This window comes from Chitinophaga flava, assembly GCF_003308995.1.
Classification (GTDB): domain Bacteria; phylum Bacteroidota; class Bacteroidia; order Chitinophagales; family Chitinophagaceae; genus Chitinophaga; species Chitinophaga flava.
On sequence record NZ_QFFJ01000001.1, the window covers coordinates 412,466 to 434,801 of the forward strand.

The following is a 22,336-nucleotide window of genomic DNA, read 5'->3' on the forward strand; positions in this document are numbered from 1 at the left end:
GATTAGAAGTTAAGTTTTACGTTGACACCCATGGTACGGGTAGAAGGAAACTGACCAGTTTCAAAACCAGGAACGATGGAAGAGCTGTTCAGCGTAGCTGTTTCCGGATCAAAAGCCGGGAAGTTGGACCATACAAAGAGGTCACGGCCATAGAGGCTCACCGCAGCTCCTCTGATGAAAGAACGGCCAAACAGACTGGCAGGTATGTTATAGCTCAGTACCATTTCACGGAGTTTGATATAGGATGCATCAAAGGTGTTGGACTCAACGTTGCTGCGATCGTAGTATGCATTGTAGTATTGGTCCATGTTGGTCACCAGTACATTATTTGGCACATATTTACCGTTGGCATCCAGCATTACCCCTTCACCAATTAAACCATTATCACGACCAGGCAGTGTTTCCTTGATTTTACCCTGTTCTGCCAGAATCGCATGGGTGAGGGAATAAATCTTACCACCTTTGCGCATGTCGAATAATACAGACAGGGAGAGGTTTTTGTAAGTAAACTGGTTGTTCAGGCCGCCTCTCCAGTCTGGATTGGCATTGCCACGATAAGTAGCCTGCGAAGCGAGTTGAGCAAGACCATTCTTGTACACCACCTGACCGTCGGGGCTGCGTTCAAAGCCAATACCATACAGTTCTCCGAGCGGATGCCCTTCTCTGGCTTCCAGCGTACCTCTGGGGCCTTCAGCGATGATCAGGGAAGTACCTACTTCCGGATTCAATTTGATTACTTCGTTACGGTTGCGGGACCAGTTGATAGTAGATTTCCACTGGAAGTTTTTCAGCTTCACTGGTGTTACATTCAACATTACTTCCACACCTCTGTTTTCCACGATACCTACGTTGGCCAGCTGGTAGTCGTAACCGGTAGAGCGGTCGATGGGCACGCTGGAGATCTGGTTGATAGCGCGCTGACGGTACCAGGTAACGTCGAAGCCTACACGGTTTTTAAAGAGACGCCATTCAGTACCGAATTCCAGAGCGTTGTTACGTTGTGGCTGCAGATTAGGGTTAGGGATAGTATTAGGATTGCTCATGCTGCCGGTGATAGAGCCGGCTTCATAATCTTTTTCCAGAGAGTAGGTACCGAAAGGTGCATCAAAACCTACGCTGGCGTAGGATGTACGCAGTTTGGCGAAAGATACGAATGCAGGCAGGTGAGCGAGTTCACTCAGCACAGCACTGGCAGCGATGGAAGGATAATAAAAAGTATTGTTCTGTAAAGGCAATGTGCTGGATTGATCTCTGCGGATGGTGACGTCGAGGAACAGTTTGTCTTTCCAGGAAGTATTCACAAAGGCATACAGGCTGTTCACCTTGGCAACAGGGCGTTCAGAGCTGGAGGCTACCGGATCTTTACTGTTAGCCAGGTTGTATACACCTACCGCAGCCAGTTTATCGGCGCGCTGGTTGGTATAATAACGACGCTGGTTTCTAACGTTGCCGCCTACACTGGCGATGATGTTAAAGTCAGCACCGATGTTTTTATTGTAACGCAGCAGGAAGTCGTTGTTGTTTTCGTAGTTCATCACTGTCTGCTGGCGGTACATACCATCCTGGAACTTCTGTGTATTTTTGGGACGGCGCTGGTTACGGAACTCATAGCCCATATCGAGGCCACTGCGCAGCATCAGCTCCAGGTTGTCCAGTATTTTGTATTTCGCCATCACGTTACCGGTGAGGTTGTGACGGTTGGAAGCGTTGATCATTTCATTAACGATCAGGTGTGGGTTATCGATCAATGAGCTGAAAGGATGGTTCTGCTCAATACCTTCCCTACCTGGCTTCCAATAAGGTTTGTACCAGTTGAGGTCGACGTTTGGATTCTGGAAATTGATAAAGTAGGCAACAGACTGGTTGTTGTACCCGGAGTTAGGCAGGTTGTCGGCTACCTTATTCGTATAGTCTACCTTGGTAGACAGGGAGATTTTTTTGCTAACCTGTGTATTACCGGAGAAAGATACGGAGTAGCGGTTGTAGCCGGTATTAGGCATGATCCACTCGTTCTTCATCTGGGTAAAGCTAAGGCGCATATCTCCTTTATCATTGCTGCCAGACACGGCTACCGTATTGGTATTAGTGAAACCAGTGCGGAAGAAGTCTTTGCGGTTATTTTTATACGGTACCCATGGCGTACGTTCTGTTCTTACACCATTGGCATCCATAGGGGAATTGAACTGGAAGTAAGATTGTCCGTCGAACTTAGGTCCCCAGGAGGAGCTGGTGGAAGATGTATTAGAGCCATCAGCGGTTTTACCGTAGGAATAATATTTGGCGTTGTTGGTACCCTGACCGTATTCATACTGGTAGTCGGGCCAGTTGTTGATCTGATCGATAGCAACATTGCTGCTAACGGTAACGCCCATACCTTTTGTATTACGGGAACCGTTTTTGGTGGTGATGATGATAGCACCGCCGGCACCGCGTGCACCATAGAGGGCGGCAGCACTGGGGCCTTTCAGTACGTTGATAGACTCAATATCATCAGGGTTGATATCTGTGAGGGCAGATCCGAAGTCGATAGGGCTGTCGTTACCGAGGTAGCCCTGGTGGCCGGTTCCATTGAATGATTTATTAACGATCACACCATCTACCACAAGGATAGCTTCACCACCCTGACCGTCGAGGATACTTTCCCCGCGGAGTACCACACGGCTGCTACCCATAGGGCCGCCGGCCTTGGTGAGGTTAAGACCTGCTACCTTACCAGACAACGCATTCACGAAACCATTGGTAGGTGCGGCACTCACAGCACTACCATCCAGTTTCTGGGTGGCAAAGCCGAGGCTCTTCTGCTCACGGGAGATACCCAGAGCGGTAACTACTACGCCATTCAGTTCGCGGCTATTCTGTTTCATGGTGATCTTTACCACGTCTTCTTTGCCGGTCACTTCGTATTTTTCTGCAGTGAAACCCATGTATGAAAAAGAGAGAATAGTGCCGGGCGCTGTTTTTACGGAGAACACACCCGCAACATCTGTGGTGCCGAGCATTTTTCCGTGGTTGTCCAGGATGCTCACACCAGGAAGTGGTGTATTGGCATCGTCGGTCACTTTACCCTGCAGCACCAGTTTGTCAGCAGCAGGGGCAACAGCAGCGGCGCTGTACTTTACAGACACCTGATTACCTTCCAGGAGGAACTGCAGGCCGTAATTTTTTTGCAGATACTCCAGTGCAGCTTTTACACTGGACTGATGAAAGTTGATCCTGTCTACTTTCACTTTTTCCAATGTTTGTTGCTGATAGGAGAAATGGTACCCAGGCGCTTGCTTTTGGAGGCTGGCCACTACCATGGCCAGGTTGGAGCCCCTCAGGTCCATCTGGATGGCCTGAGCCTGTGCCTGTGCACTCATTACAGCTACCAGTGCCAATGACCAGCAACCCATCTTTGCGCGGTATTGCCATCCTGATACTGGTTGGAACCACCGTTGCAGATTCTTTTTCATACTGTTGTTTTGACGTTTTGTTTTGCTTTACAGGAATAAATAGTCCCCCTTACACCGCAAGAGGCGATGTATCACATGATGATGCGGGTAAATTTTGTTATTTTATGAAGATGCTATCTTTTTTTTGCTGAAAGTCCAGTTCCCAGATGAAAGCCAGGTGCTGTAATACTTTCGGCAGATCGTTGGCCGGGAAAACAGCAGTCACTGTCTGCTGTTGTGGTTTACCGGTGTAAATAAAATGTAATCCATATGTATTCTCCAGTTGCAGTAATACATCTTTAAAAGGTGTATTGACAAAGTTCAGCTGTCCTTTACGCCAGCTGTCGGCCTGTCCGGCAGCCAGTTGTGTGATCGTTGTATGATGTGTTTGTTTGTTGAATACAAGTAATTGACCGGGAACGAGGATCTTTTCTCCGGAGAGACTGTCGCAGGTAACGCCGATCTTTCCGCTCTGCAGGGCCACCCTGGTTTCACCGGCTGCGGGCAAAGCATTCACATTAAAAGTAGTACCATATACCCTGGCCGTGGTACTGCCAGCCTGTACAATAAAAGGACGGTTGGCGTCGGGAGTGATTTCGAAAAATGCTTCCCCACTCAACTGTACCTGCCTGTCTTTTTTGTTATAAGCCGACGAATAGCGTACCACCGCGTGCCGGTTGAGCGTTACCACCGAAGCGTCGGGCAGCTTCACCGATTGTATGGCAGTGCTGTCGTTACGTACTTCCGTCCAGGTTAGTTGCGCAGGTGCGTTGCTGGAGGCAAACATCCACCAGCAGGCAACTGCTACAGCTGTCATACAAGCAGCAGCTGCGGCCAGTTTCAGCCAGCGCACCTTTCCGCTTCTTACCGGCGCCATGGCTATCACCTGGCTGGCCAGCCGGCGGCGCTCTTCATCGGAAGAAGTAATACTGATGGTATCCCAGTGCTCGTCCATAAAGCGGTCGATCCACTCAGCTCCCTGCTGGTCCAGCCACTGCTGCACCTGTCCGGCCTCTTCACCGGTACAACGCCCCTGGAAATATTTTATGATCAGTTCCTTGTTCATTCTTTCGTATAGTGTTTCACGATAGACCACCTAAAAAAGCAGCCGTTGCAGAAACAACGTTTGATAAATACACGTATCTTCCGGAAAATACCTGTACAAAAAAAACGGGCTTAACAATTTGTTAATCTTGGGGCCGGGATCACACACTTAATTTTGCAAAACAAAAACAATACGTCATTGGCAAATCAACAGGAAGAAAGGCTGCAGCGGATAATAGACCAGACCTATGACAAACTTTTTGGAGTGCTGTTTGCACTTTGCAAAGACCATGACCTGTGTGCAGACCTTGTACAGCAGGCTTATATCAAAATATGGGAACACCTGGACAGCATCAGGGACGATGAAAAAGTAATGGCATTACTCAAAGTATATGGCAGAAACCTTTTCCTGGACGAATTACGCAAGAAAGCACGCCAGGAACAGGCTTTATCACAATACACACCGGAGAGCACAACCCCTTCCCCGGAGGAAAAATTAATAGAAAAAGAACTACAGCGGAAATTACAAGTGACCATCAACAAACTACCCGCACAACAACAGCAGATCTTCCGGATGCATAAGGAACAGGCATTCAGCTACCGGCAGATCTCATCCCGCCTGGACATCACTACCGGCACCATAGAAACCCAGATGAACAGGGCATTGAAGTTTTTGAGAAAGGAACTGGGCAAATGATTTTTATGCTGAGTGGAACAGCTTCTTCATATGTTTTAACCGGAAAGCAAAAACAATACTAAGCACTCCCGTGATCCAGAAAGCTACTGCCATAATCCCCAGGATAGTAGCTACGCCCAGGGCAGGATTATCAAGGATCGCCACAGAGATCATAATCAAAAGAATACCACCTACCAGTACCCAGCCCCAGTTGGGGATTTTATCGGAGCTTAGTGCAATGGCAAACACAATAAGACTGATTCCTTTAAACATAAACCAGAAAGCCAGGAATATCGGCAAGACCGCCATACTGATAGCAGGATATAACATGAGTATAAAACCGATGATCACATCAAAAATGCCAGATGCCAGTGACCAACCCCATCCATGCATGGTATTACGGTTACCCGTTGCAAAAATGATTTCAAATATTCCCGTCACGAATAAGGTTACACTAAAAAAAATACTCAGCAGTAAATAGCTGCTGAAGGGATTGTTGAAAACAATAAAGCCCGCAATAATAAAGATGATACCATTGAGCAGATAAAGCCACCAGTACTTTACATTATTACGGATGGCCGACAGGACCTGTGACATATATTGATTTTATTTTATTGTTATAAAATAATGACAATCTATATCTTCCTAACACCTGGGTCTATAAAAAGTTCGGGGAGCATGCTGGGTTTGGGAGGTGAAATGCCCTAACTTTGTCAAAATGATTTAAATCATAAATTTAATACAAGACGGAAACTATATTTGCAGAATGAATAAGGCGATCAAGCAAGACAGAAAATCACCTAACTGGTGGCATCAAGTGGACTTCCTGGGAATTCATGCTATTCCTTTACTGGCATTTTTTACTGGCACCACAGCATTTGACTGGATATTATGTGGGGCACTGTATGTAGTGCGTATGTTTTTTGTGACAGCCGGTTATCACCGGTATTTCTCCCATCGTGCTTTTAAAACATCGCGGTTCTTTCAATTTATTCTGGCCGGCGGCGCACAGAGCAGCTTGCAGAAAGGGGCCCTCTGGTGGTCTGCCAATCACCGCATTCACCACAAACACAGCGATACGCCTGAAGATCCGCACTCTGCCAATGTTTATGGCATCTGGTATGCGCACATCGGCTGGATCATGGGACCAGAATACAAACCTACCCGTTTTGATCTGATCAAAGACCATAAAGCCAAAGAACTGTTCTGGCTCAACAAATACCATATGATACCTGCGATCGTCTTAATGGTGGCGGTGTATTTTGTAGGTAACAAAGTAAATGGCACCGGTTGGTTTGACTGGACAGCAGGATTGTCTACCCTACTGATAGGCTTCTTCGCCAGCACTGTATTCCTGTATCATGGTACCTTTACCATTAACTCACTCATGCACAAAATCGGCAAGCAGCGTTATTACACCGGCGATCAGTCCCGTAATAGCCTTGTCCTCGCGCTGGTTACACTGGGTGAAGGCTGGCACAACAACCACCACTACTATCAGAGCGCTGCACGTCAGGGTTTCTACTGGTGGGAAATTGACATCAGCTACTATGTAATCAAAACACTGGGCTGGTTAGGTATTGTGTGGGACATCCGCCCTGTACCTGCCAAAGTGCAGAACAGCAACAAACTGAAAGATATGCAGGCCGGCCAGGTGCCAGTAGCAGTACCTGAATTGCAGGACTAAAAATAATCATCGATAAAAAGAGAAGACCGAAGCGGAACAACTGCTTCGGTCTTCTCTTTTTATTGTAATTCACAATTGATTATTATCTTGTCCCCCTGAAAAAATAAATATCCATGCAATACACACCAGCAACAGACAGATATGATGCCATGATCTATAACCGCTGCGGCAGAAGCGGCCTGCAGCTTCCGGCCGTATCACTGGGGTTATGGCATAACTTCGGTTCTATCGATAACTACGAGAATGGCCGGAGTATTATCCGTCGCGCCTTCGACAAAGGCATTACCCACTTCGACCTGGCCAATAACTACGGACCCGTTCCCGGCAGCGCAGAAGAGAACTTCGGACGTATCCTGAAACAGGACTTTACCGGTCACCTGCGTGACGAGCTGATCATCTCCACCAAAGCCGGCTACCTCATGTGGCCCGGCCCCTATGGCGATAAAGGCTCCCGTAAATACCTCATCTCCAGCCTCGACCAAAGCCTTCGCCGCATGCAGCTGGATTATGTAGACATCTTCTACTCCCACCGCCCGGACCCGGAGACACCCATAGAAGAAACCATGGGCGCACTGCACAGCATCGTACAACAAGGTAAAGCCCTCTATGTAGGCCTCTCCAACTATACCGCCCAACAAACCCAACAGGCCGTAGCCATACTGAAAGAACTGGGCACCCCCTGCCTGATTCATCAGCCTAAATACAGCATGTTTGAACGATGGGTAGAAGACGGACTGCTGGACGTACTGGAAGCTAACGGCATCGGCTGTATCCCCTTTTCGCCACTAGCGCAAGGGCTGCTCACCGACCGCTATCTCAACGGCATTCCCGCAGGATCCCGTGCCAGCAAACCCAGTGGATTCCTGCAAGAACACGAAGTATCAGACGAAAAAATTGATAAAATCAGGAAACTATATATACTGGCATTGCAAAGAGGGCAGTCACTCGCCCAGATGGCACTGGCATGGATCCTGAAAGACAAACGTATCACCACCGTACTGATCGGCGCCAGCTCTGTAGCTCAGCTGGATAACAATCTTGATACACTCAAAAACACGCATTTCAACAACGACGAACTCGAAAAAATCGAATCCATTTTGTCCCAGGGCTGAAGCCCTGGGCTATAATTGTTTGGGTTAATCGGGGGGTTTAGGATTTAATTGGAGGTTTTTCTTTTAAAGAACCATTCAATTTAGTTAGAATGAAAGGCTTTGGGCTATGATAGATTTAGAATTAATTGGAGCTTTTTCTTTAAAAGCCATCCAATTAATTCTAAATCTATCATAGCCCAGGGCTTCAGCCCTGGGATTTTTTATTTTCGGGGTTTAGCTCTTTCGTATTGCAGGGGCCATTTGATGGAATCGGCTCCCAGCTGATGGGCTGCTCTTAGGGGGAAGTAAGGATCCCGCAGCAGTTCCCGCGCCAGCAGCACCAGGTCGGCACGGCCGCCGGCAATGATGGACTCTGCTTCGGCCGCAGTGGTGATAAGCCCTACAGCACCGGTGGCGATGCCTGCTTCCCGGCGGACTTTTTCGGCGAAAGGCGTTTGATAGAGGGGACCCAGCTCAATTTTCTGGTAGGGTACCAGGCCGCCTGAAGAACAGTCTACCAGGTCTACCCCTTCCCTTTTCAGTATCGCAGCCAACCGAACGGATTCATCGGGATTCCAGCCATTAGCAGCCCAATCCGTGGCGGATATACGTACCAGCAACGGCAGCTCCTGAGGCCATACAGCCCTTACAGATTCTACCGTCTGTAACAGCAGGCGTACTCTGTTTTCGAAGGAACCACCATATTCATCTGTTCGTTGATTACTTAGAGGTGATAAAAAACTATGCAGCAGATAACCATGTGCAGCATGGATCTCCACCACCTTAAAACCAGCCTGCAATGCCCGCAGGGCAGCTTTTCTGAAGTCGTTGAGCACTTTTAGTATACCTTCCTGAGAGAGGGCTACCGGTGTAGGATATACGTCGCTGAAGGGGATAGCACTGGGCCCGTACACCTCCCAGCCTCCATCAGCAATGTCTATTTTACCACTACCCTCCCACGGCCTTACAGTGCTGGCCTTTCTGCCGGCATGTGCCAGCTGCATGCCAGGTACAGCACCCTGGTCAGTAATAAACCGTGCTATACGTTGCAACATCTCCATCTGTTCATCTTTCCAGATGCCAAGGTCCTGTGGAGAGATACGGCCTTCCGGCGAAACAGCAGCTGCTTCTGTCATCACCAGCCCCGCTCCTCCTACCGCACGGCTCCCCAGATGCACCAGGTGCCAGTCGTTCGCAAATCCATCCGTAGATGAATACTCACACATGGGTGATACCACTATGCGGTTGCGCAGCGTTATCGTCCTCAGCTGCAAAGGAGTAAACAAATGTACCATCGTGCTCACTTTTAAGTACTTTAAAAATAAGGCATTATCTGTTTATAACCAGCTGGTATATACGAATGTTTATCTTATCAGGTCGGTTAAAGATATCCTAAACACCTTGGCGTGTGCTGCATTTTTTGCGTAATTCGTTGTTATACTCAATTATCCTTATGCCCGCGTTCACTGATAACAACAAGCCATGGCCCCTCCTCCGGCTGGTACTCTTTCGTTTTTTTGCTATTTATCTTCTGTTGTACCATTCTCCTAAAATACTGCTACCGGATTACTGGTGGAATGCCGTAGTAACCTGGGCAGGGAAACTGCTGATCCGGCGAGGATATGAAATCGAATACTGGCCTGCTGGCAGTGGAGATACGACCTTCAATTATCTCCAGCTGTTCTGTCTGTTGATCCTTACCCTGATCATCAACTGCATCTGGTGGGCCATCGACCACAAAAGAAAAAACGATGACAAAGCACAATACTGGATCATGACCCTGTTTCGTTACCAGCTGGCTTGTATTATGTTTGGGTATGGCATTGCGAAAGTAATCCCCACCCAGTTTACTCTTCCCCTTTTATATAAACTGGACCAGCCATTTGGAGAAAGTTCTCCTATGGGGTTGGCCTGGACTTTTATGGGCGCATCACCCGGCTATACTATTTTCTCCGGTATAGCCGAATGCATAGCCGGGCTTTTCCTTTTGTTCCGACGAACGCGGTTATTTGGCGCCCTGTTATGCATGATTGTAATGGCCAATGTGATGGCACTGAATTTCTTTTATGATATCTGTGTAAAACTTTTTTCCACCCATCTGTTTATATCCGCTTTGTTCCTGATCACGCCGGATCTCAGCAGAATCGGGCGTTTTTTCTTTCTGCACCAAACAGTTGCGCCAGCGAACGAGTATCGTCCCGTGTATAGGAGAAAATGGCTGCGCTATCTACATACCGGCACTAAATACAGCGTTATTGCCGGGCTACTCTATTATCTGGTTGCAACAGGCTTCTATCAACATCGCTACCTGCTAAAATCCACCTCCACAGGGCCGCTCTATGGCAGTTATGAAGTGATATCGTATAACCGTATTCCTACCCCTGCTGACTCCAGACTTTTACGGCCTACTACGCCTTCTCCCCAATGGAAAAATATTTATTTCGAGAAAGGGAACCTGGTCCTTTTTAAGGATACTACCGGAGATGTAGCAGGAGTACATGTTGTGATAGATACCCTTTTACATAAGGTAAACTGGAGAATGGGTAAAGACAGTGATTCCACCCGTATTCATTATACCATATTACAGAGCAATCAACTGGTATTACAGGGCCATATTGCCGGCGACTCTGTACAGCTTACCCTGCGGAAAAAAGATACAGACCATTATCTGTTAATGACCAGAGGCTTCCATTGGGTCAATGAATTTGGTTTGAACAAGTAAGCCGTATATTTGAAGATGCACGATTTAACAATGCACCAACAACAGCTGGTTGCCCACGGCTATACGATTATTGAGGATGTATTCACCCATGTAGAAGCAGATCATTTGTTGCAACATGCGCCCGCTGCTGATGCATGCTTCTTCCCGTAGCACCAACGGCCATAACCGACGGGTAGTACATATAGAATTCTCCAACGATAGTTTGCCGGAAGGGCTTACCTGGGCAGAACAATCATCAATCACCGGTGCAAATTAGAATTCGCACCGGTAATTGTTTAGTACCCCGGGTTCTGCTTTAACAGTGATACTCCATCTTTCGCACTCAGATCGATCTGGCGTTGCGGAATGGGATAATATTTGTTACGGCTGCTGAAGTTGCCATTGACCACATCAGACGTAATGGTTTTTTCGTAATTAAAATAACGGTTGATCTCTGTTTGTGCCAGGCCCCATCTAACAAGATCAAAGAAGCGGTGCCCTTCCATGGCCAGTTCCAGCTTGCGTTCGAAGCGGATGGCCTTGAGAGCGAAATCCTTACCGGAAGCGGCGAAAGTCCCTGCCGGATAAGGGCTTACATGGTAGTTGGCCGCCGGTTCATTTGTATAACCACCCATAGGTTCGTTGGGGTCGATGTATTGTTTGACCCATCCAATGGGATTGGCAGCCCGTTCACGGACCATATTGACATAGGCTTCTGCCTTGTTGAGATCACCGGTATTGGCCTGACATTCGGCAGCCATCAGCAGTACGTCAGCGAAACGTATGAGTATATAGTTAATCGCATTTCCTGGTGCCCATCCGTTGCCATCATAGTATTTATCCTGGTTTACCTGCATATACACATTCTTCAGCGCGGCATAGGGGCCGCCGGACTGTTGATTGCGTACCCAGGTCATACCGGGATGAAGCCCCCAGTCGAGGAAAGGTATGCCACGGCGTCCTACTGTCCAGTCCAGGCGCGGATCAAGGTATCCATCATCCGGTGTGAAGGCAATAGTATCCGGAACACCCATATCATTTTTTACCGGATGCTGGTTAAAGGCATCGAGGTATGGCAGACCGTTATCATCGGTACGGAAAGAATTAACCAGGTCCTGAGAAGGCTGATAGAAGCCACAGCAGCCAAAAGGGCTGTTGTAAGGATAGTTGAGCATTTCTCCCTGGTTGGCATTGCCGGTACCGCCAGAACCATCATTGGCACTGTATTGAATGGAGAATACCGCTTCTTTGTTGTTTTTGGTGAAAGCATCGAAATTATCGTGGAAATGCTCCATCAGCCCAAACTTCACGCCTTTGGTGGTGACGCCGGAACTGATCACATCTTCCAGCAGTGGCATGGCAGCTGCGTATTTGCCCTGATACAACAGGGTTTTGGCCAGGTAAGCTACCGCAGCCCATTTGTTGGCACGGCCCACTTCACGCTGTGTTTCCGGAAGATGATCAGCAGCGTATTTAAAGTCCGCTTCTATCATCGGCCATATATCCTTATCATTAGGGACTTTGTAATCATTTACTACCAGCTTCTGGTAGTTGGCCGAATTTTCATCCACCCAGGGCACCTTGTCAAACATCTTCTTCAGATCTGAATAATAGTGTGCCCGCAGGAAACGTGCTTCTGCAGCGACTGCTGTCTTTTCATCAGCAGTCATGTCGGTTACATTGGTCAGCACATGGAGTGTAAAGTTACATCGGCGTATACCTTCATAATCCACTCTCCATTTATCATTAAAAAAGCCGTTGCTCGCATTGGTGGCGAATGTCACAATCTGCAGGATGGTGGCAGCATCACTGGGATCACTTCCCTTATGGGCATCACCACCCGCCACGCTGCCATAGATCCAGTTATCAGGGGAAACGGCATAACCACTTCCACCTGAAAGATTCTTCATATCACCATTGGCAAAGTCCTGTCCGTCGAGGGCGCCATAGGCACCGACCAGCAGGGTATTTACACCTTTTTTATTGGTGATGTCGGTTTCCTGTAAAGAAGATTGAGGAGTACGTTCCAGGAAACTCTTGCTGCAGGAAACCAGCAGCAGCGCTGTCAATGAAACGCCGATCAGTTTATGATAAAATAATTTCATGATCATAACTTTTAAAATGAGCAACGATTAAAAACCCAGGTTCACACCAATCAGGAACTGACGCTGATTAGGATAGGCACCTTCATCTACGCCGAAGTCGGTGATGTTGGAGCCTCCGATTTCAGGATCAATGCCGGAGTATCGGGTGATGGTGAACAGGTTGGCGGCCTGTACATATACTCTGAACTTCTGTATACGCAGGCGCGATAGTGCACCGGCAGGCAAGGTATAGCCCAGCTGCATGTTTTTGGCGCGGAGATAAGCTCCGTTTTCCACCATGTAGGAGTTGGGCACCCCTTGTGTGCTGACAGAGCCGTCCACCTCCTGTATAGGCGCTTTGGCGTTCTGATGATCTGGTCTCCAGGAATCATACAAGGCTGTTTTACTTTTAGCTCCTTCGAAAGAGGAGTAGAAATCACGCCACCAGCGCACATTGTTCCAGATCTGATTGCCATGGGTACCGAAGATGAAAATGCTGAAGTCAAAGTTTTTGTACACCACACCGATATTGATGCCATAGGTAAAATCGGGGTTAGGATTGCCGAGGAAGGTGCGGTCATCGGGGGTGATACGTCCGTCGCCGTTGACATCTTTATAACGGAAACGCCCCATCGCAGCACCATCCTGGTAGAAAGCTTCCGGATCGTTGGTGGCCTTTTTTACTTTGTCATCAGCATCTGTAACTTCTTTAGCGCTGTTCCAGAAACCTACGATCTGATAACCGAAGAAAGAGGAAACCGGGTGTCCTACTGCATTCCGGATAATGTTGCTACCATCAAAACGGCGACTGTCGCCATCGAAGTAGTCTACTCCGTCGGCGATTTTGAGGATTTCATTTTTGTAAGTGGTGAGGGTACCGGTCACGTTTATTTTAAGTTGTCTGCCTAGTTCTTTATGCCATCCGAGGGAGAAATCGAAGCCCTGATTTTTCATCCGGGCGATGTTGACAAAAGGCTGGGGAGCAGTACCGGCAAGGCCTGGCAGTTCAGGATTGTAGAGCAGGTCCCGGATGTCTTTGCGGTAGTAGTCTGCCGACAGTTCGAGCTGACCTTTAAAGAAGGCTGCGTCTATACCGAAGTTGGCGTTGATATCACTTTCCCATTTGGCATCGGGGTTACCGATCTGTTTGCCGGCGAAACCGGCTGTGAGGCTGTTGCTGGTACCGGACAGGTCGTAGTAGGAAGAGCTGCGGTTGCCACCGTAGAGGAAGTAACCATTGTTGACGCTGAGGTTGAGTTGATTGCCCATGATACCCCATCCACCACGGAGTTTAAGGTCGCTGATCCAGGTGATATTTTTCATGAATGCTTCCTGAGACAGGCGCCAGCCGGCAGTTACAGCCGGGAACCATCCGAAGCGGTTATTAATGAATTTAGAGGAGCCATCGCGGCGGATGGTGGCGCTGAGCAGATATTTATCCTGAAAGGAGTAGTCTACGCGGCCCAGCAGGGAGTATAAACCTTCCCGTTCGCGGTTGCTGTAATTGGTTTGTGTACCGGTACCAGTACTGAGGTCCGGGAAGTTGGGATCGAAAGTGAAATAGTCTTTGGTTGTGCCACCTACAGCTCTTCTGCGGCTATCGAAGGCTTCAGTGCCGGCTACTATTTTCAGGTCGTGGGTATTATTAAAACGTTGATGATAGGTCAGCGTATTGGTCCATGTCCAGCTATGACCGTTGGTAGATCCTTCGGTATAGGAGTTAGCGGTAGCATTTTCCTTGTTTTCGTACTGAGGATACGTGAAGGAGTGGGACCACCCCGAATAGACCTCTCCTCCGAAACTGGTGCGGAAGGTGAGGTATTTGAGGAAGTCCACTTCTCCATAGATGTTACCAAACAAACGGGTGTTAAGGCCTTTGTTGTTGCGCGTGCGGGCCTGGATGGCTACCGGATTCTGGGCATCACCGAGGGCATCACCCCAGGAGCCGGCGTAGTTGCCTTTGATATCATACACCGGGATGATGCTTTGTTCGCGGATAGCATGTCCAATGGCCGCATCGGCGCTGTTGATTTCCACTGCAGGGTTTTCCGTCATCGAGAAAGCGAGATTTTCCCCAACTCTGATACGGTCTGTAATGTTGTACTGGGTGTTGGAACGGATGGTATATCTTTTCAGATAAGTGTTCATCAACGTTCCCTGCTGATTAAAATAATTGAGGGAAAAGAGATAGTTGCCCCGGTCTCCACCGCCGCTTACAGCTACGTTATGGCTGGTGATAGGCGCAGGTTGGAATATTTCGTGATACCAATCAGTGCCGGCTTTGTTGGCACGAGCGATACGATAGAATTTTTTATAGTCTCCCAGGTCAGTGAAGCTGGGGTTGACATAGTATTTGGAGGGATCTACGGCGGGGTCGCCTTCTTTGGCGCCATCCGGTGTGATATAGTCGGGTATGACAGGCGCGCTGCCTCCTCCATACTGAGGAGTGGTAGGGTCCAGGCCGGAATTTTTATAGGCCATCCAGCGGAGCTGGGCTTGTTCAGTAGGATCGAGTGTGTTCCATACATTTCCTTTTTTGGGATATTGGCGGCCGTAGTATCCATCATAGTGAACGGATATTTTACCGGTGCCTCTGCGGGTAGTGATAACGATCACACCGTTTGAAGCACGGGCACCGTAGATAGAGGCAGCGCCAGCATCTTTTAATACCTGTAGAGAGGCCACATCGTTGGGGTTGAGATCAGCGATATCGGTAGTAGGCACACCATCTACTACATAGAGAGGTGAGTTGGCGCCGAAGGTATTGACACCGCGGATCCTGATCTGTGGCGCTTCTCCTGGCTGACCGGAACCAATGACAGTAACACCTGAAGCCTGGCCCTGCAGTTGTTCTGTTACCTGGGCTGAGGGTTGTTTGATCAGGTTATCTATATTGACCACCGCAACTGATCCGGTGAGGTCTTTTTTCTTCTGGGTGGTATAGCCGGTAACCACAATCTCGTTAAGAGCGCTGGCGCCTTCCCTGAGGACAAAGTTAACCAGCGCCCTATCGCCAACGGCTATACGTTGTGTTTCATAACCGATGAAAGTCACCTCCAGCTGGTCGTTACTATTACCGGGCACTGCGAGGGAATACGTACCTTCTGCGTTGGTAACAGTGCCGATACTGGTACCGGGGACTCTAACGGTTACGCCTACCATAGGGTTGCCTTTTTCATCCTTTACAGTACCTTTTACAGGGCGTTGCTGCAGTAAGGAGGCGGGACCGGCCGGTATTGCCACTACGTTTTTTTCAGTGACCATATAAAAATGGTCCCTTAGTTTTTCGAAATGGAGGTTCAGGGGTGTGAGCACTTTAAGGAGTGCTTCTTCTGGTGAATGACAGCCGGTGATAGACACCTGTACCTTTCTGCTTTTTACCAGGTTGCTTTTGTAGGCGATAGAGACACTGAAACGTTCTTCTATCAGGTGCAGTACATTTTTTAAAGAAGATTCATCAGGCTGTGCGTTATCGTTGTTGAGGGGAATCCTGCCCCGGTTGCTTGCCATATCCTGGGCCGCAACCGATTGAAACAGAAAATACAGGGCTAATGCGGGCATCAGCGCCACACGTAAACCTCTTTTCATGAGAACGGGTTTTAACGATTAATAATGAAACTTGTTACGACAAAAGGTGGCCTGCCTTTCTACGTGGTATTACTTTTTTTGAATCCAGACTTCGTCGCCTTTTTGGTTGAATTGCATACGGAAAACCTTTTCCAGCTGTACCAGCATGGTATCAGCATTGTATATGATAGGCATAGAACCCGAAACTTTATACCTGAGCAGCTGCGTATCGCGCGCGATCATGGTTTTACCGAAGACCTGCTGCATAAAAGCGGCAGCATCAGCGAGTGAGTAGTCTTCCATGATGAGACGTCCGGTATGCCAGGAGGTGAACCGATCGGCGTTGACGCTGCTTTTGGTGAAATCACCGTCCTGCTTGTTGTATCGCAGTATCTCCCCTGGTTGCAGTCGCATAGAAGTACTTTTACCTGCAAGGCTATCTTCTATATTGAGCTGGATACTGCCTTGCTGCAGCACTACTACCACTTCCTTTCCGGCACTGTTGACATTAAACTGTGTGCCCAGCACTTCCACACTTACATTATCGTAGGTATGGACAATAAATTTCCGATGCGAGGCGCTGTGTTTTACGTGGAAAAAAGCCTCTCCATCGAGCCAGACCTCACGCACTTCCGGATGACCGGCAGCATAGAGCAGGCGGGAATGCGCGTTGAGCGTCACTTCTGAGCTATCAGGCAACATCAGGTGTTTTACTTCACCGAGCCTGGTATGGGAGCTAACGATCATGGTGTTAGCACTACCCTTCCACCACCACCATCCTCCGGACAACAACATGCCCAGCAGCAATACAGCCGCATACTTCCAGAACTGCCACCAGTTGACCTTTGTGCGCGCCTGTTGCAGCGGTACCTCTTCCTCCAGCCCTTCACATACGGCCTCCCATAGCTGTTCCTTTTCACTGACAGAGAGGCGGTATGGCTTGAAGCCTATGCTCTGCACCAGTTTCCGGGCTTCCCGGACGTCGTTTCCCTTTTCAGGATACTGTAGCAACCATCTTTTCCAGAAAACATTTCTGGTCTCCGGCTGTAGTACCCATTGCTGAAAATCTTCGTCCAGCGCCAAATCACGGGCGGTGTATGATAAATAGTTTTTACGGGCCAAGTGGCGTCTTTTTAAGAAAGAGCAGGTATCGGGTTAAATCTCATCACTTTTTTTAAAGTTTTTTTTCATCTCCCTAAAAACAACAGCAGCAATGGGAAAGGAAGATTCTTCTTCAGAATGCCAATAGCTTTGGAGATAGTATTATACACAGAATCCACCTGCATAGACATAATGCCTGCCACTTCGTTGTAACTGAGGTTCTGGTAAAAACGGAGGTAGATGGCTTCCCGCTGGCGGCGGGTAAGCTGGGCCAGGGCTTGTTGCAGGAGTTTCTTTTGTTCGGCGGCTGTTTCTTCCAGGATCAGTTTATTTTCCTGCGGAGTAGTAAATTCAAACTCAAAGGCCTCCCAGGAATCGCGGTGCAGCGACCTGCGGTCCTTCTGCAGAGAACGCAACAGACGTCTGCGCAGGCTGCTGATCAGATAATAACGGATATGCTGTATCCTGGTAGTTAAATGCTCCCGGCTGAGCCAGAGGTCCTGAAATAAATCCTGGATGCAGTCCTTTACCCTTTCCTGGTCACGGCAGAAATGCATACCATAATGATAGAGATGATCTATATGGGTCTCATATATTTCGGCAAAGGCGTGGCGATCTCCCTCCAATAGTCTTCCCCAAAGTGAGGAATGGGAAGGCACCACTTTCAGGTTTGCACGTACTGCTTTCCCCGTGTTCATACAATTTTGGTTGAGTTGGATAAAGCTGTGCAATTATTCTGACAAATACAAATATTTTTTGGTACGGGATATGTGCCCGTTCATTTAAAATATATCCATGAAACGGTACTCCTATCTTTTGATTTCTTTATTGCTGAGCAGCTGCAGTATTATTGGTGGTATCTTTAAAGCCGGCATATGGACGGGGATATTTATTGTAGCATTGGTCGTTATTCTGATTATATTTTTGATATCGAGAGGATCGAGGAGGGATTAGATTCTTTTATGCCCTCTTTATATACTTTCCTAAGAAAACAAAGCCCGATACTACACTACATAGTCCGGGCTTTGTTATACGTTTAAGATATTAGGAATAGGCTATGTTCATAGCCCAGTTAAACCTCGCTTTCTATATCCTCATAAGATTTCACCTTTGAGTAAACTGTTTCAATTGTTCCAATTTTACAAAAAGCACTTTCATAGTATCCATCTCTGATTATCTGAGATATCGCTTCTTTTATTGTTTCTTTGTTTAAGTCTCTAACCACTACCATATCCGAAGACCAGAAATAAATCCCACCACTATTCTTCATGAGCATCTCAAGATTGGAGATAGTAAAAACCGCAATAAAAAAAACACCGCCATCCGGGAAAATAATATTCACATCCAGATTATCATTTAATACATCATCAACATTATAAAATGCAGGAAATATAACTTTAAAGTCACTCATACTAATATATTTCTATAAGTCGATTAATTACCTCTTGTTGATTATTTTTATTGGAATACCCTAATATTTCTATTCCCTGTAGAATGTTCCTAAAATAGGATTCATATTACCCAATCTCACTTGCTCCAGCATAGCATCCTGCGAAAATGCCAGGCCAAAGCTTACAGTAGCTAGTGTATTCCCAATGCCAAAGCTCACTCCTACATTGTAAGACTGGGTTTCCCCACCCTCCCAAAAATCTCCTCTCACCTGTGATTCATTAAACCAATCATCCGGATAGCCGTTTACGTTACGAGTGATATCTCCCGGATTAAGGGTCCAACCTAATCCCGCCCAGCTGGCATCTTCACCTGGCTGAATACCGGCATGATAGGATAACGCCAACGGATATCCGCCCTCGGGTCCGGGCACTTCCAATAAGGGTAAATTGTAGGTAAAGTCGCCCGTTTGCAGATTTACCATATCGGTGGTATCTACCGGTTCAAAAGTGGTGGCCTCGGGCGCCGTAGAGCCAGAGGTCAATGCATAGGCAGCGATTGGAAATCCAATCTGGAATAGTAGCGCTGAAAGGAAAAACAGCGCGAGATAGTTTCATCGTATAGGATCAGTTTCGAACTTATTGCGTCGACACAGAGATAGGTGAATTAAAAATGCTATCTAGTACAAGAACTTTAAATATCAATTAATTGCATACAAAAACAAAAATATATAATTGAAATCAAATACACAATTTTCAAAAAATTCAGAAACTTATTGAAGGTTTAACGTTCATAAAGAATCTGTTAAATCAACTTTTTCAAAAAAAATTACACATTTTATTTTTCTAAATGAAAAAAATGTCTACTTTTGCATCCCCGTCAAACGGGAAACACCGGAAAAAAGTTTCGGGACGTAGCGCAGCCCGGTAGCGCACTTGCATGGGGTGCAAGGGGTCGCTAGTTCGAATCTAGTCGTCCCGACTTAAAAATCAAGCCTTTATGGATAAATCCGTAAAGGCTTTTTTTATTAGGTAAAACCTGGGTAAAACTTGAAACCAATTTCTGTAATCATTATCAATTTCAAGCAAGATTCCCAAAGGCATGTTTTATACCCTCACCGAATCCCCCACTGCAGCGTCTGCATTAACGCTCTTGATAAGTTTTTCTATTCCGAATACCTTTACCTTTATTGCAACGCATATATGCAGAAATTGCCAATAACCCAACAGCCCAACCATTCAGGAACGCCAACTGCTTAACAGAAATTTTGATTACCCGCCACTCAACGCTATCAATTAGTATCATTTTTTCACGTTTCAAAAACCCTCTTTAACCATGAAAAAGTTTATTTCAATCCTCATACTTCTTCCCATCCTCATCCTTAGTAGCAGCTTTAAAGAATCAAAGCGGAACGGAGACTACCAGGTTTTTGTTGAAAATAACACCTCTCAAATAATGCAATTGACCATTGATATCAAGAATGGAACAGGAACTGGTGCTAAAACAATTTTCCACTTCGTTTATACCGTTCGTCCGATGGATGTGGCACTCACCCCGGTTTTCCCGGGATATGACATCTTTGGCGTGGAGATAACCTGGACTACACCCAATCCAGCGAATACATACATTAAATATGTCGATGCAAAAGGACAAGACATATATATGCCATGTTATTACATGGGAAATACAGCAAGAGGCAGCGTTGGCAGCCCTATCTACACTCCCGGTTTTCTTAGACTAACCATCGGTAATCAATCATTTTGCTAAAAGGCGAAAGTATTTCATTATTTCACTGGCTGGTTCTCTCATGGGTAGGGCCTCTTCAATTTCTGCATATAGCGAAAGTAACATTTGCCATCCAAATGCCGTCCGACAAAATGAAGAAGCCTTCAACCTATAATAAGTTGAAGGCTTCTTCATTTATTCTTTTGTTGCAAAATTACTCAGCTTATCACCGCACATCTTTCAGATTAACATCTACTTTATCACCATCTTTCCGGATGGTAACTTTCGATTCTATTTCAGCAGTTGCTCCTGTAGCGGCATTGGCGGATTTGTAATTGTCATTAGATGACAGCACCGCTCCACTCGGATGCATCAAATAAGAAGTCCCTGCATAGTATTGGTACGAATACCGGTGTGTGTACCCAAAGGATGTGAACAATATATACTCACCTGGCATCAGGCTCGTAAATTCAAAATGCCCTTTGTCATCATACACGGTTGTCTTTTTAATACATGCGGCAACGTTAGGATCGATAGGCACTTCAGGTAACTTCTTGCGTTTTCTTATTTTTTTGTTCACTTCTTTCCATTCTTCGAGATATGCCGAATTGGGAAGAATGGATACAACAGTGCCTTTGGGAGCATATTGTGCTCTATTGATGTTTACCACCGTTACTCCTCTGCCGTGATCTCTTGCAAATGCGGTTCCTACAATTACACTATTCCCATTCTCCAATTTTTTCAAATTTTCTTCTTTGCTAAATTTGCTTTCTATCGGCTGGTAATCCAATTCCTCATTCACGCAAATTTCTGTCGTTCCTCCACCCACAGGCATTTCTCTCTGCCAAATCCTGTGATCTTTTTTATCTATGATATACGTGTAAACTGCACCTGAGGACTCTTCCAATACACTCACAAGCCAGCTTTCATGATTACCGGTTTTAGGTGATCGTTGTATGTAGCTTTTTACATCTTTTACAATGTAGTTTGACAATACACTATCAGGACTATCACCATAATAAAACTCCGGTACTACAGCCTTATAGCCCACATCCAGGGGCAATGTTGTAAAAAGAATTTCTGACACATTAAAATCAACAAATTTGCCGGTTGGCTTTAACGTTATCTGCTTATCCTTATCACCATTCGAATAATGATATTTACCTGTGATAGTATTTCCGAAGTTCAGGTCAAGTGAATTTTTCAATCCTTCAGACTTATAGCTAACAGGGCTCAGTGTTTTTGCATCTGCTATAGAAGTTCTTTTTCTGAACCATTTTTCATTTTCATCTTTGTAGTCGGCTACAAATTTCAGCTCATTCCCCGAAATTGTTATTTCATTTGTATAAGTTCCTTTTTTTGTCCAGTTGTCACCTTTCACATAATAGATGGTGAACAATGATTTTCCTGGTTTCAAACGAGTAGTGTTAATGTCTGGGTTTCCGGGTAAAACAGTTTTCTGTGCGAAGCTGGCAAATGGCAATAGCAGCAGCAGCATTGATTTCAATGGAATTTGCATACAGTCCTTATTTTCGTACTAATTAATACCTATCTAAACCCTTTTCCTATCGTTGTGATTTTCTCGAAGGCATTTGAGATATGGCTGATTTCGTGAATTTATTGTGAAAAGCAATTAAATCGCCTTTTTAAAAATAGGGGCAAAAATAATCAGTTTAAATCTACTTTAAAATAGAGAAGGAAATATTTATGTCTCAAATGTTCTTAAAAACATTAGCGATCCATTTATTTTTAATACTCAATCTAGATAACTATACACTATTACAGCCCTATCAAAAAGCCTTACAGCATTGAGCCATAAGGCTTTTTTATTTTCAGTCCT

The 22,336-nt window shown here is 46.4% G+C and carries 17 protein-coding genes and 1 tRNA gene; 6 read left to right on the forward strand and 12 right to left on the reverse strand.

The genetic code is table 11. From position 1 onward, the window contains the following. Positions 1–2: 2 nt before the first annotated feature. Together DF182_RS01550 and DF182_RS01555 are read right to left on the reverse strand one after the other, a co-directional pair. Positions 3–3,452: a SusC/RagA family TonB-linked outer membrane protein gene (locus tag DF182_RS01550; protein ID WP_113613934.1), complete on the reverse strand. Its 3,450-nt coding sequence runs from the start codon at positions 3,450–3,452 to the stop codon at positions 3–5. Between the two features lie 97 nt (positions 3,453–3,549). Further along, entirely contained in the window at positions 3,550–4,497 is a 948-nt protein-coding gene (locus tag DF182_RS01555) for a FecR family protein (protein ID WP_113613935.1), read from the reverse strand. Between the two features lie 177 nt (positions 4,498–4,674). Between DF182_RS01555 and DF182_RS01560 the strand changes: the two genes are divergently transcribed. Next, the gene (locus DF182_RS01560; RefSeq protein WP_161964023.1) at positions 4,675–5,172 is read left to right on the forward strand and encodes an RNA polymerase sigma factor; all 498 of its coding nucleotides are present in this window, start codon (positions 4,675–4,677) and stop codon (positions 5,170–5,172) included. A 3-nt stretch (positions 5,173–5,175) separates the two neighbouring features. Here the strand turns inward: DF182_RS01560 and DF182_RS01565 are convergent, their stop codons facing one another. Next, entirely contained in the window at positions 5,176–5,748 is a 573-nt protein-coding gene (locus tag DF182_RS01565) for an HdeD family acid-resistance protein (RefSeq protein ID WP_113613937.1), read from the reverse strand. 169 nt (positions 5,749–5,917) lie between these two features. Here DF182_RS01565 and DF182_RS01570 point away from each other — a divergent pair, with 169 nt between their 5' ends. Together DF182_RS01570 and mgrA are read left to right on the forward strand one after the other, a co-directional pair. Beyond that, on the forward strand, positions 5,918–6,838 hold the full coding sequence (locus DF182_RS01570) for an acyl-CoA desaturase (protein ID WP_113613938.1): 921 nt from the start codon (positions 5,918–5,920) through the stop codon (positions 6,836–6,838). Between the two features lie 113 nt (positions 6,839–6,951). After that, positions 6,952–7,950, forward strand: a complete 999-nt coding sequence (mgrA, locus tag DF182_RS01575; RefSeq protein WP_113613939.1) for an L-glyceraldehyde 3-phosphate reductase — start codon at positions 6,952–6,954, stop codon at positions 7,948–7,950. 200 nt (positions 7,951–8,150) lie between these two features. Here the strand turns inward: mgrA and DF182_RS01580 are convergent, their stop codons facing one another. After that, positions 8,151–9,224, reverse strand: a complete 1,074-nt coding sequence (locus DF182_RS01580; protein ID WP_113613940.1) for an NADH:flavin oxidoreductase/NADH oxidase — start codon at positions 9,222–9,224, stop codon at positions 8,151–8,153. 158 nt (positions 9,225–9,382) lie between these two features. Here DF182_RS01580 and DF182_RS01585 point away from each other — a divergent pair, with 158 nt between their 5' ends. Then, positions 9,383–10,651, forward strand: a complete 1,269-nt coding sequence (locus DF182_RS01585; RefSeq protein ID WP_113613941.1) for a hypothetical protein — start codon at positions 9,383–9,385, stop codon at positions 10,649–10,651. A 24-nt stretch (positions 10,652–10,675) separates the two neighbouring features. Here DF182_RS01585 and DF182_RS32080 read toward each other — a convergent pair whose 3' ends face one another. From DF182_RS32080 to DF182_RS01620, 7 genes are all read right to left on the reverse strand, one after another. Next, the gene (locus tag DF182_RS32080) at positions 10,676–10,894 is read right to left on the reverse strand and encodes a hypothetical protein (RefSeq protein WP_147243313.1); all 219 of its coding nucleotides are present in this window, start codon (positions 10,892–10,894) and stop codon (positions 10,676–10,678) included. Between the two features lie 32 nt (positions 10,895–10,926). After that, positions 10,927–12,735: a RagB/SusD family nutrient uptake outer membrane protein gene (locus tag DF182_RS01590; protein ID WP_113616729.1), complete on the reverse strand. Its 1,809-nt coding sequence runs from the start codon at positions 12,733–12,735 to the stop codon at positions 10,927–10,929. Positions 12,736–12,762: 27 nt separating this feature from the next. Beyond that, the gene (locus DF182_RS01595; protein WP_113613942.1) at positions 12,763–16,302 is read right to left on the reverse strand and encodes a SusC/RagA family TonB-linked outer membrane protein; all 3,540 of its coding nucleotides are present in this window, start codon (positions 16,300–16,302) and stop codon (positions 12,763–12,765) included. A gap of 69 nt (positions 16,303–16,371) precedes the next feature. Next, positions 16,372–17,403 carry a FecR family protein gene (locus tag DF182_RS01600; protein ID WP_113613943.1) on the reverse strand — a complete coding sequence of 344 codons (1,032 nt, stop codon included), beginning with the start codon at positions 17,401–17,403 and terminating at the stop codon, positions 16,372–16,374. Between the two features lie 65 nt (positions 17,404–17,468). Further along, positions 17,469–18,080 carry an RNA polymerase sigma factor gene (locus DF182_RS01605; RefSeq protein WP_113613944.1) on the reverse strand — a complete coding sequence of 204 codons (612 nt, stop codon included), beginning with the start codon at positions 18,078–18,080 and terminating at the stop codon, positions 17,469–17,471. A 374-nt stretch (positions 18,081–18,454) separates the two neighbouring features. After that, a complete protein-coding gene (locus DF182_RS01615) occupies positions 18,455–18,793 on the reverse strand; it encodes a hypothetical protein (protein WP_113613946.1) in 339 nt (112 codons plus the stop codon). Positions 18,794–18,862: 69 nt separating this feature from the next. Continuing rightward, positions 18,863–19,315 (reverse strand): hypothetical protein, encoded by a 453-nt coding sequence (locus tag DF182_RS01620; RefSeq protein ID WP_113613947.1) that lies wholly within the window; start codon positions 19,313–19,315, stop codon positions 18,863–18,865. A 363-nt stretch (positions 19,316–19,678) separates the two neighbouring features. Between DF182_RS01620 and DF182_RS01625 the strand changes: the two genes are divergently transcribed. Beyond that, a tRNA-Pro gene (locus DF182_RS01625) sits at positions 19,679–19,752 on the forward strand. Positions 19,753–20,106: 354 nt separating this feature from the next. After that, positions 20,107–20,538, forward strand: a complete 432-nt coding sequence (locus DF182_RS01630) for a hypothetical protein (protein WP_113613948.1) — start codon at positions 20,107–20,109, stop codon at positions 20,536–20,538. Between the two features lie 184 nt (positions 20,539–20,722). Here DF182_RS01630 and DF182_RS01635 read toward each other — a convergent pair whose 3' ends face one another. Further along, positions 20,723–22,015 (reverse strand): DUF3108 domain-containing protein, encoded by a 1,293-nt coding sequence (locus DF182_RS01635; RefSeq protein ID WP_211327020.1) that lies wholly within the window; start codon positions 22,013–22,015, stop codon positions 20,723–20,725. Between the last annotated feature and the right edge of the window lie 321 nt (positions 22,016–22,336).

Excerpts from the sequence above, each read along its gene's own strand:
- DF182_RS01550 (WP_113613934.1), bottom strand. The coding sequence starts at position 3,452 with ATGAAAAAGAATCTGCAACGGTGGTTCCAACCAGTATCAGGATGGCAA.
- DF182_RS01555 (WP_113613935.1), bottom strand. The coding sequence starts at position 4,497 with ATGAACAAGGAACTGATCATAAAATATTTCCAGGGGCGTTGTACCGGT.
- DF182_RS01565 (WP_113613937.1), bottom strand. The coding sequence starts at position 5,748 with ATGTCACAGGTCCTGTCGGCCATCCGTAATAATGTAAAGTACTGGTGG.
- DF182_RS01570 (WP_113613938.1), top strand. The coding sequence starts at position 5,918 with ATGAATAAGGCGATCAAGCAAGACAGAAAATCACCTAACTGGTGGCAT.
- mgrA (WP_113613939.1), top strand. The coding sequence starts at position 6,952 with ATGCAATACACACCAGCAACAGACAGATATGATGCCATGATCTATAAC.
- DF182_RS01580 (WP_113613940.1), bottom strand. The coding sequence starts at position 9,224 with ATGGTACATTTGTTTACTCCTTTGCAGCTGAGGACGATAACGCTGCGC.
- DF182_RS01585 (WP_113613941.1), top strand. The coding sequence starts at position 9,383 with ATGCCCGCGTTCACTGATAACAACAAGCCATGGCCCCTCCTCCGGCTG.
- DF182_RS01590 (WP_113616729.1), bottom strand. The coding sequence starts at position 12,735 with ATGAAATTATTTTATCATAAACTGATCGGCGTTTCATTGACAGCGCTG.
- DF182_RS01595 (WP_113613942.1), bottom strand. The coding sequence starts at position 16,302 with ATGAAAAGAGGTTTACGTGTGGCGCTGATGCCCGCATTAGCCCTGTAT.
- DF182_RS01605 (WP_113613944.1), bottom strand. The coding sequence starts at position 18,080 with ATGAACACGGGGAAAGCAGTACGTGCAAACCTGAAAGTGGTGCCTTCC.
- DF182_RS01615 (WP_113613946.1), bottom strand. The coding sequence starts at position 18,793 with ATGAGTGACTTTAAAGTTATATTTCCTGCATTTTATAATGTTGATGAT.
- DF182_RS01630 (WP_113613948.1), top strand. The coding sequence starts at position 20,107 with ATGAAAAAGTTTATTTCAATCCTCATACTTCTTCCCATCCTCATCCTT.
- DF182_RS01635 (WP_211327020.1), bottom strand. The coding sequence starts at position 22,015 with ATGCAAATTCCATTGAAATCAATGCTGCTGCTGCTATTGCCATTTGCC.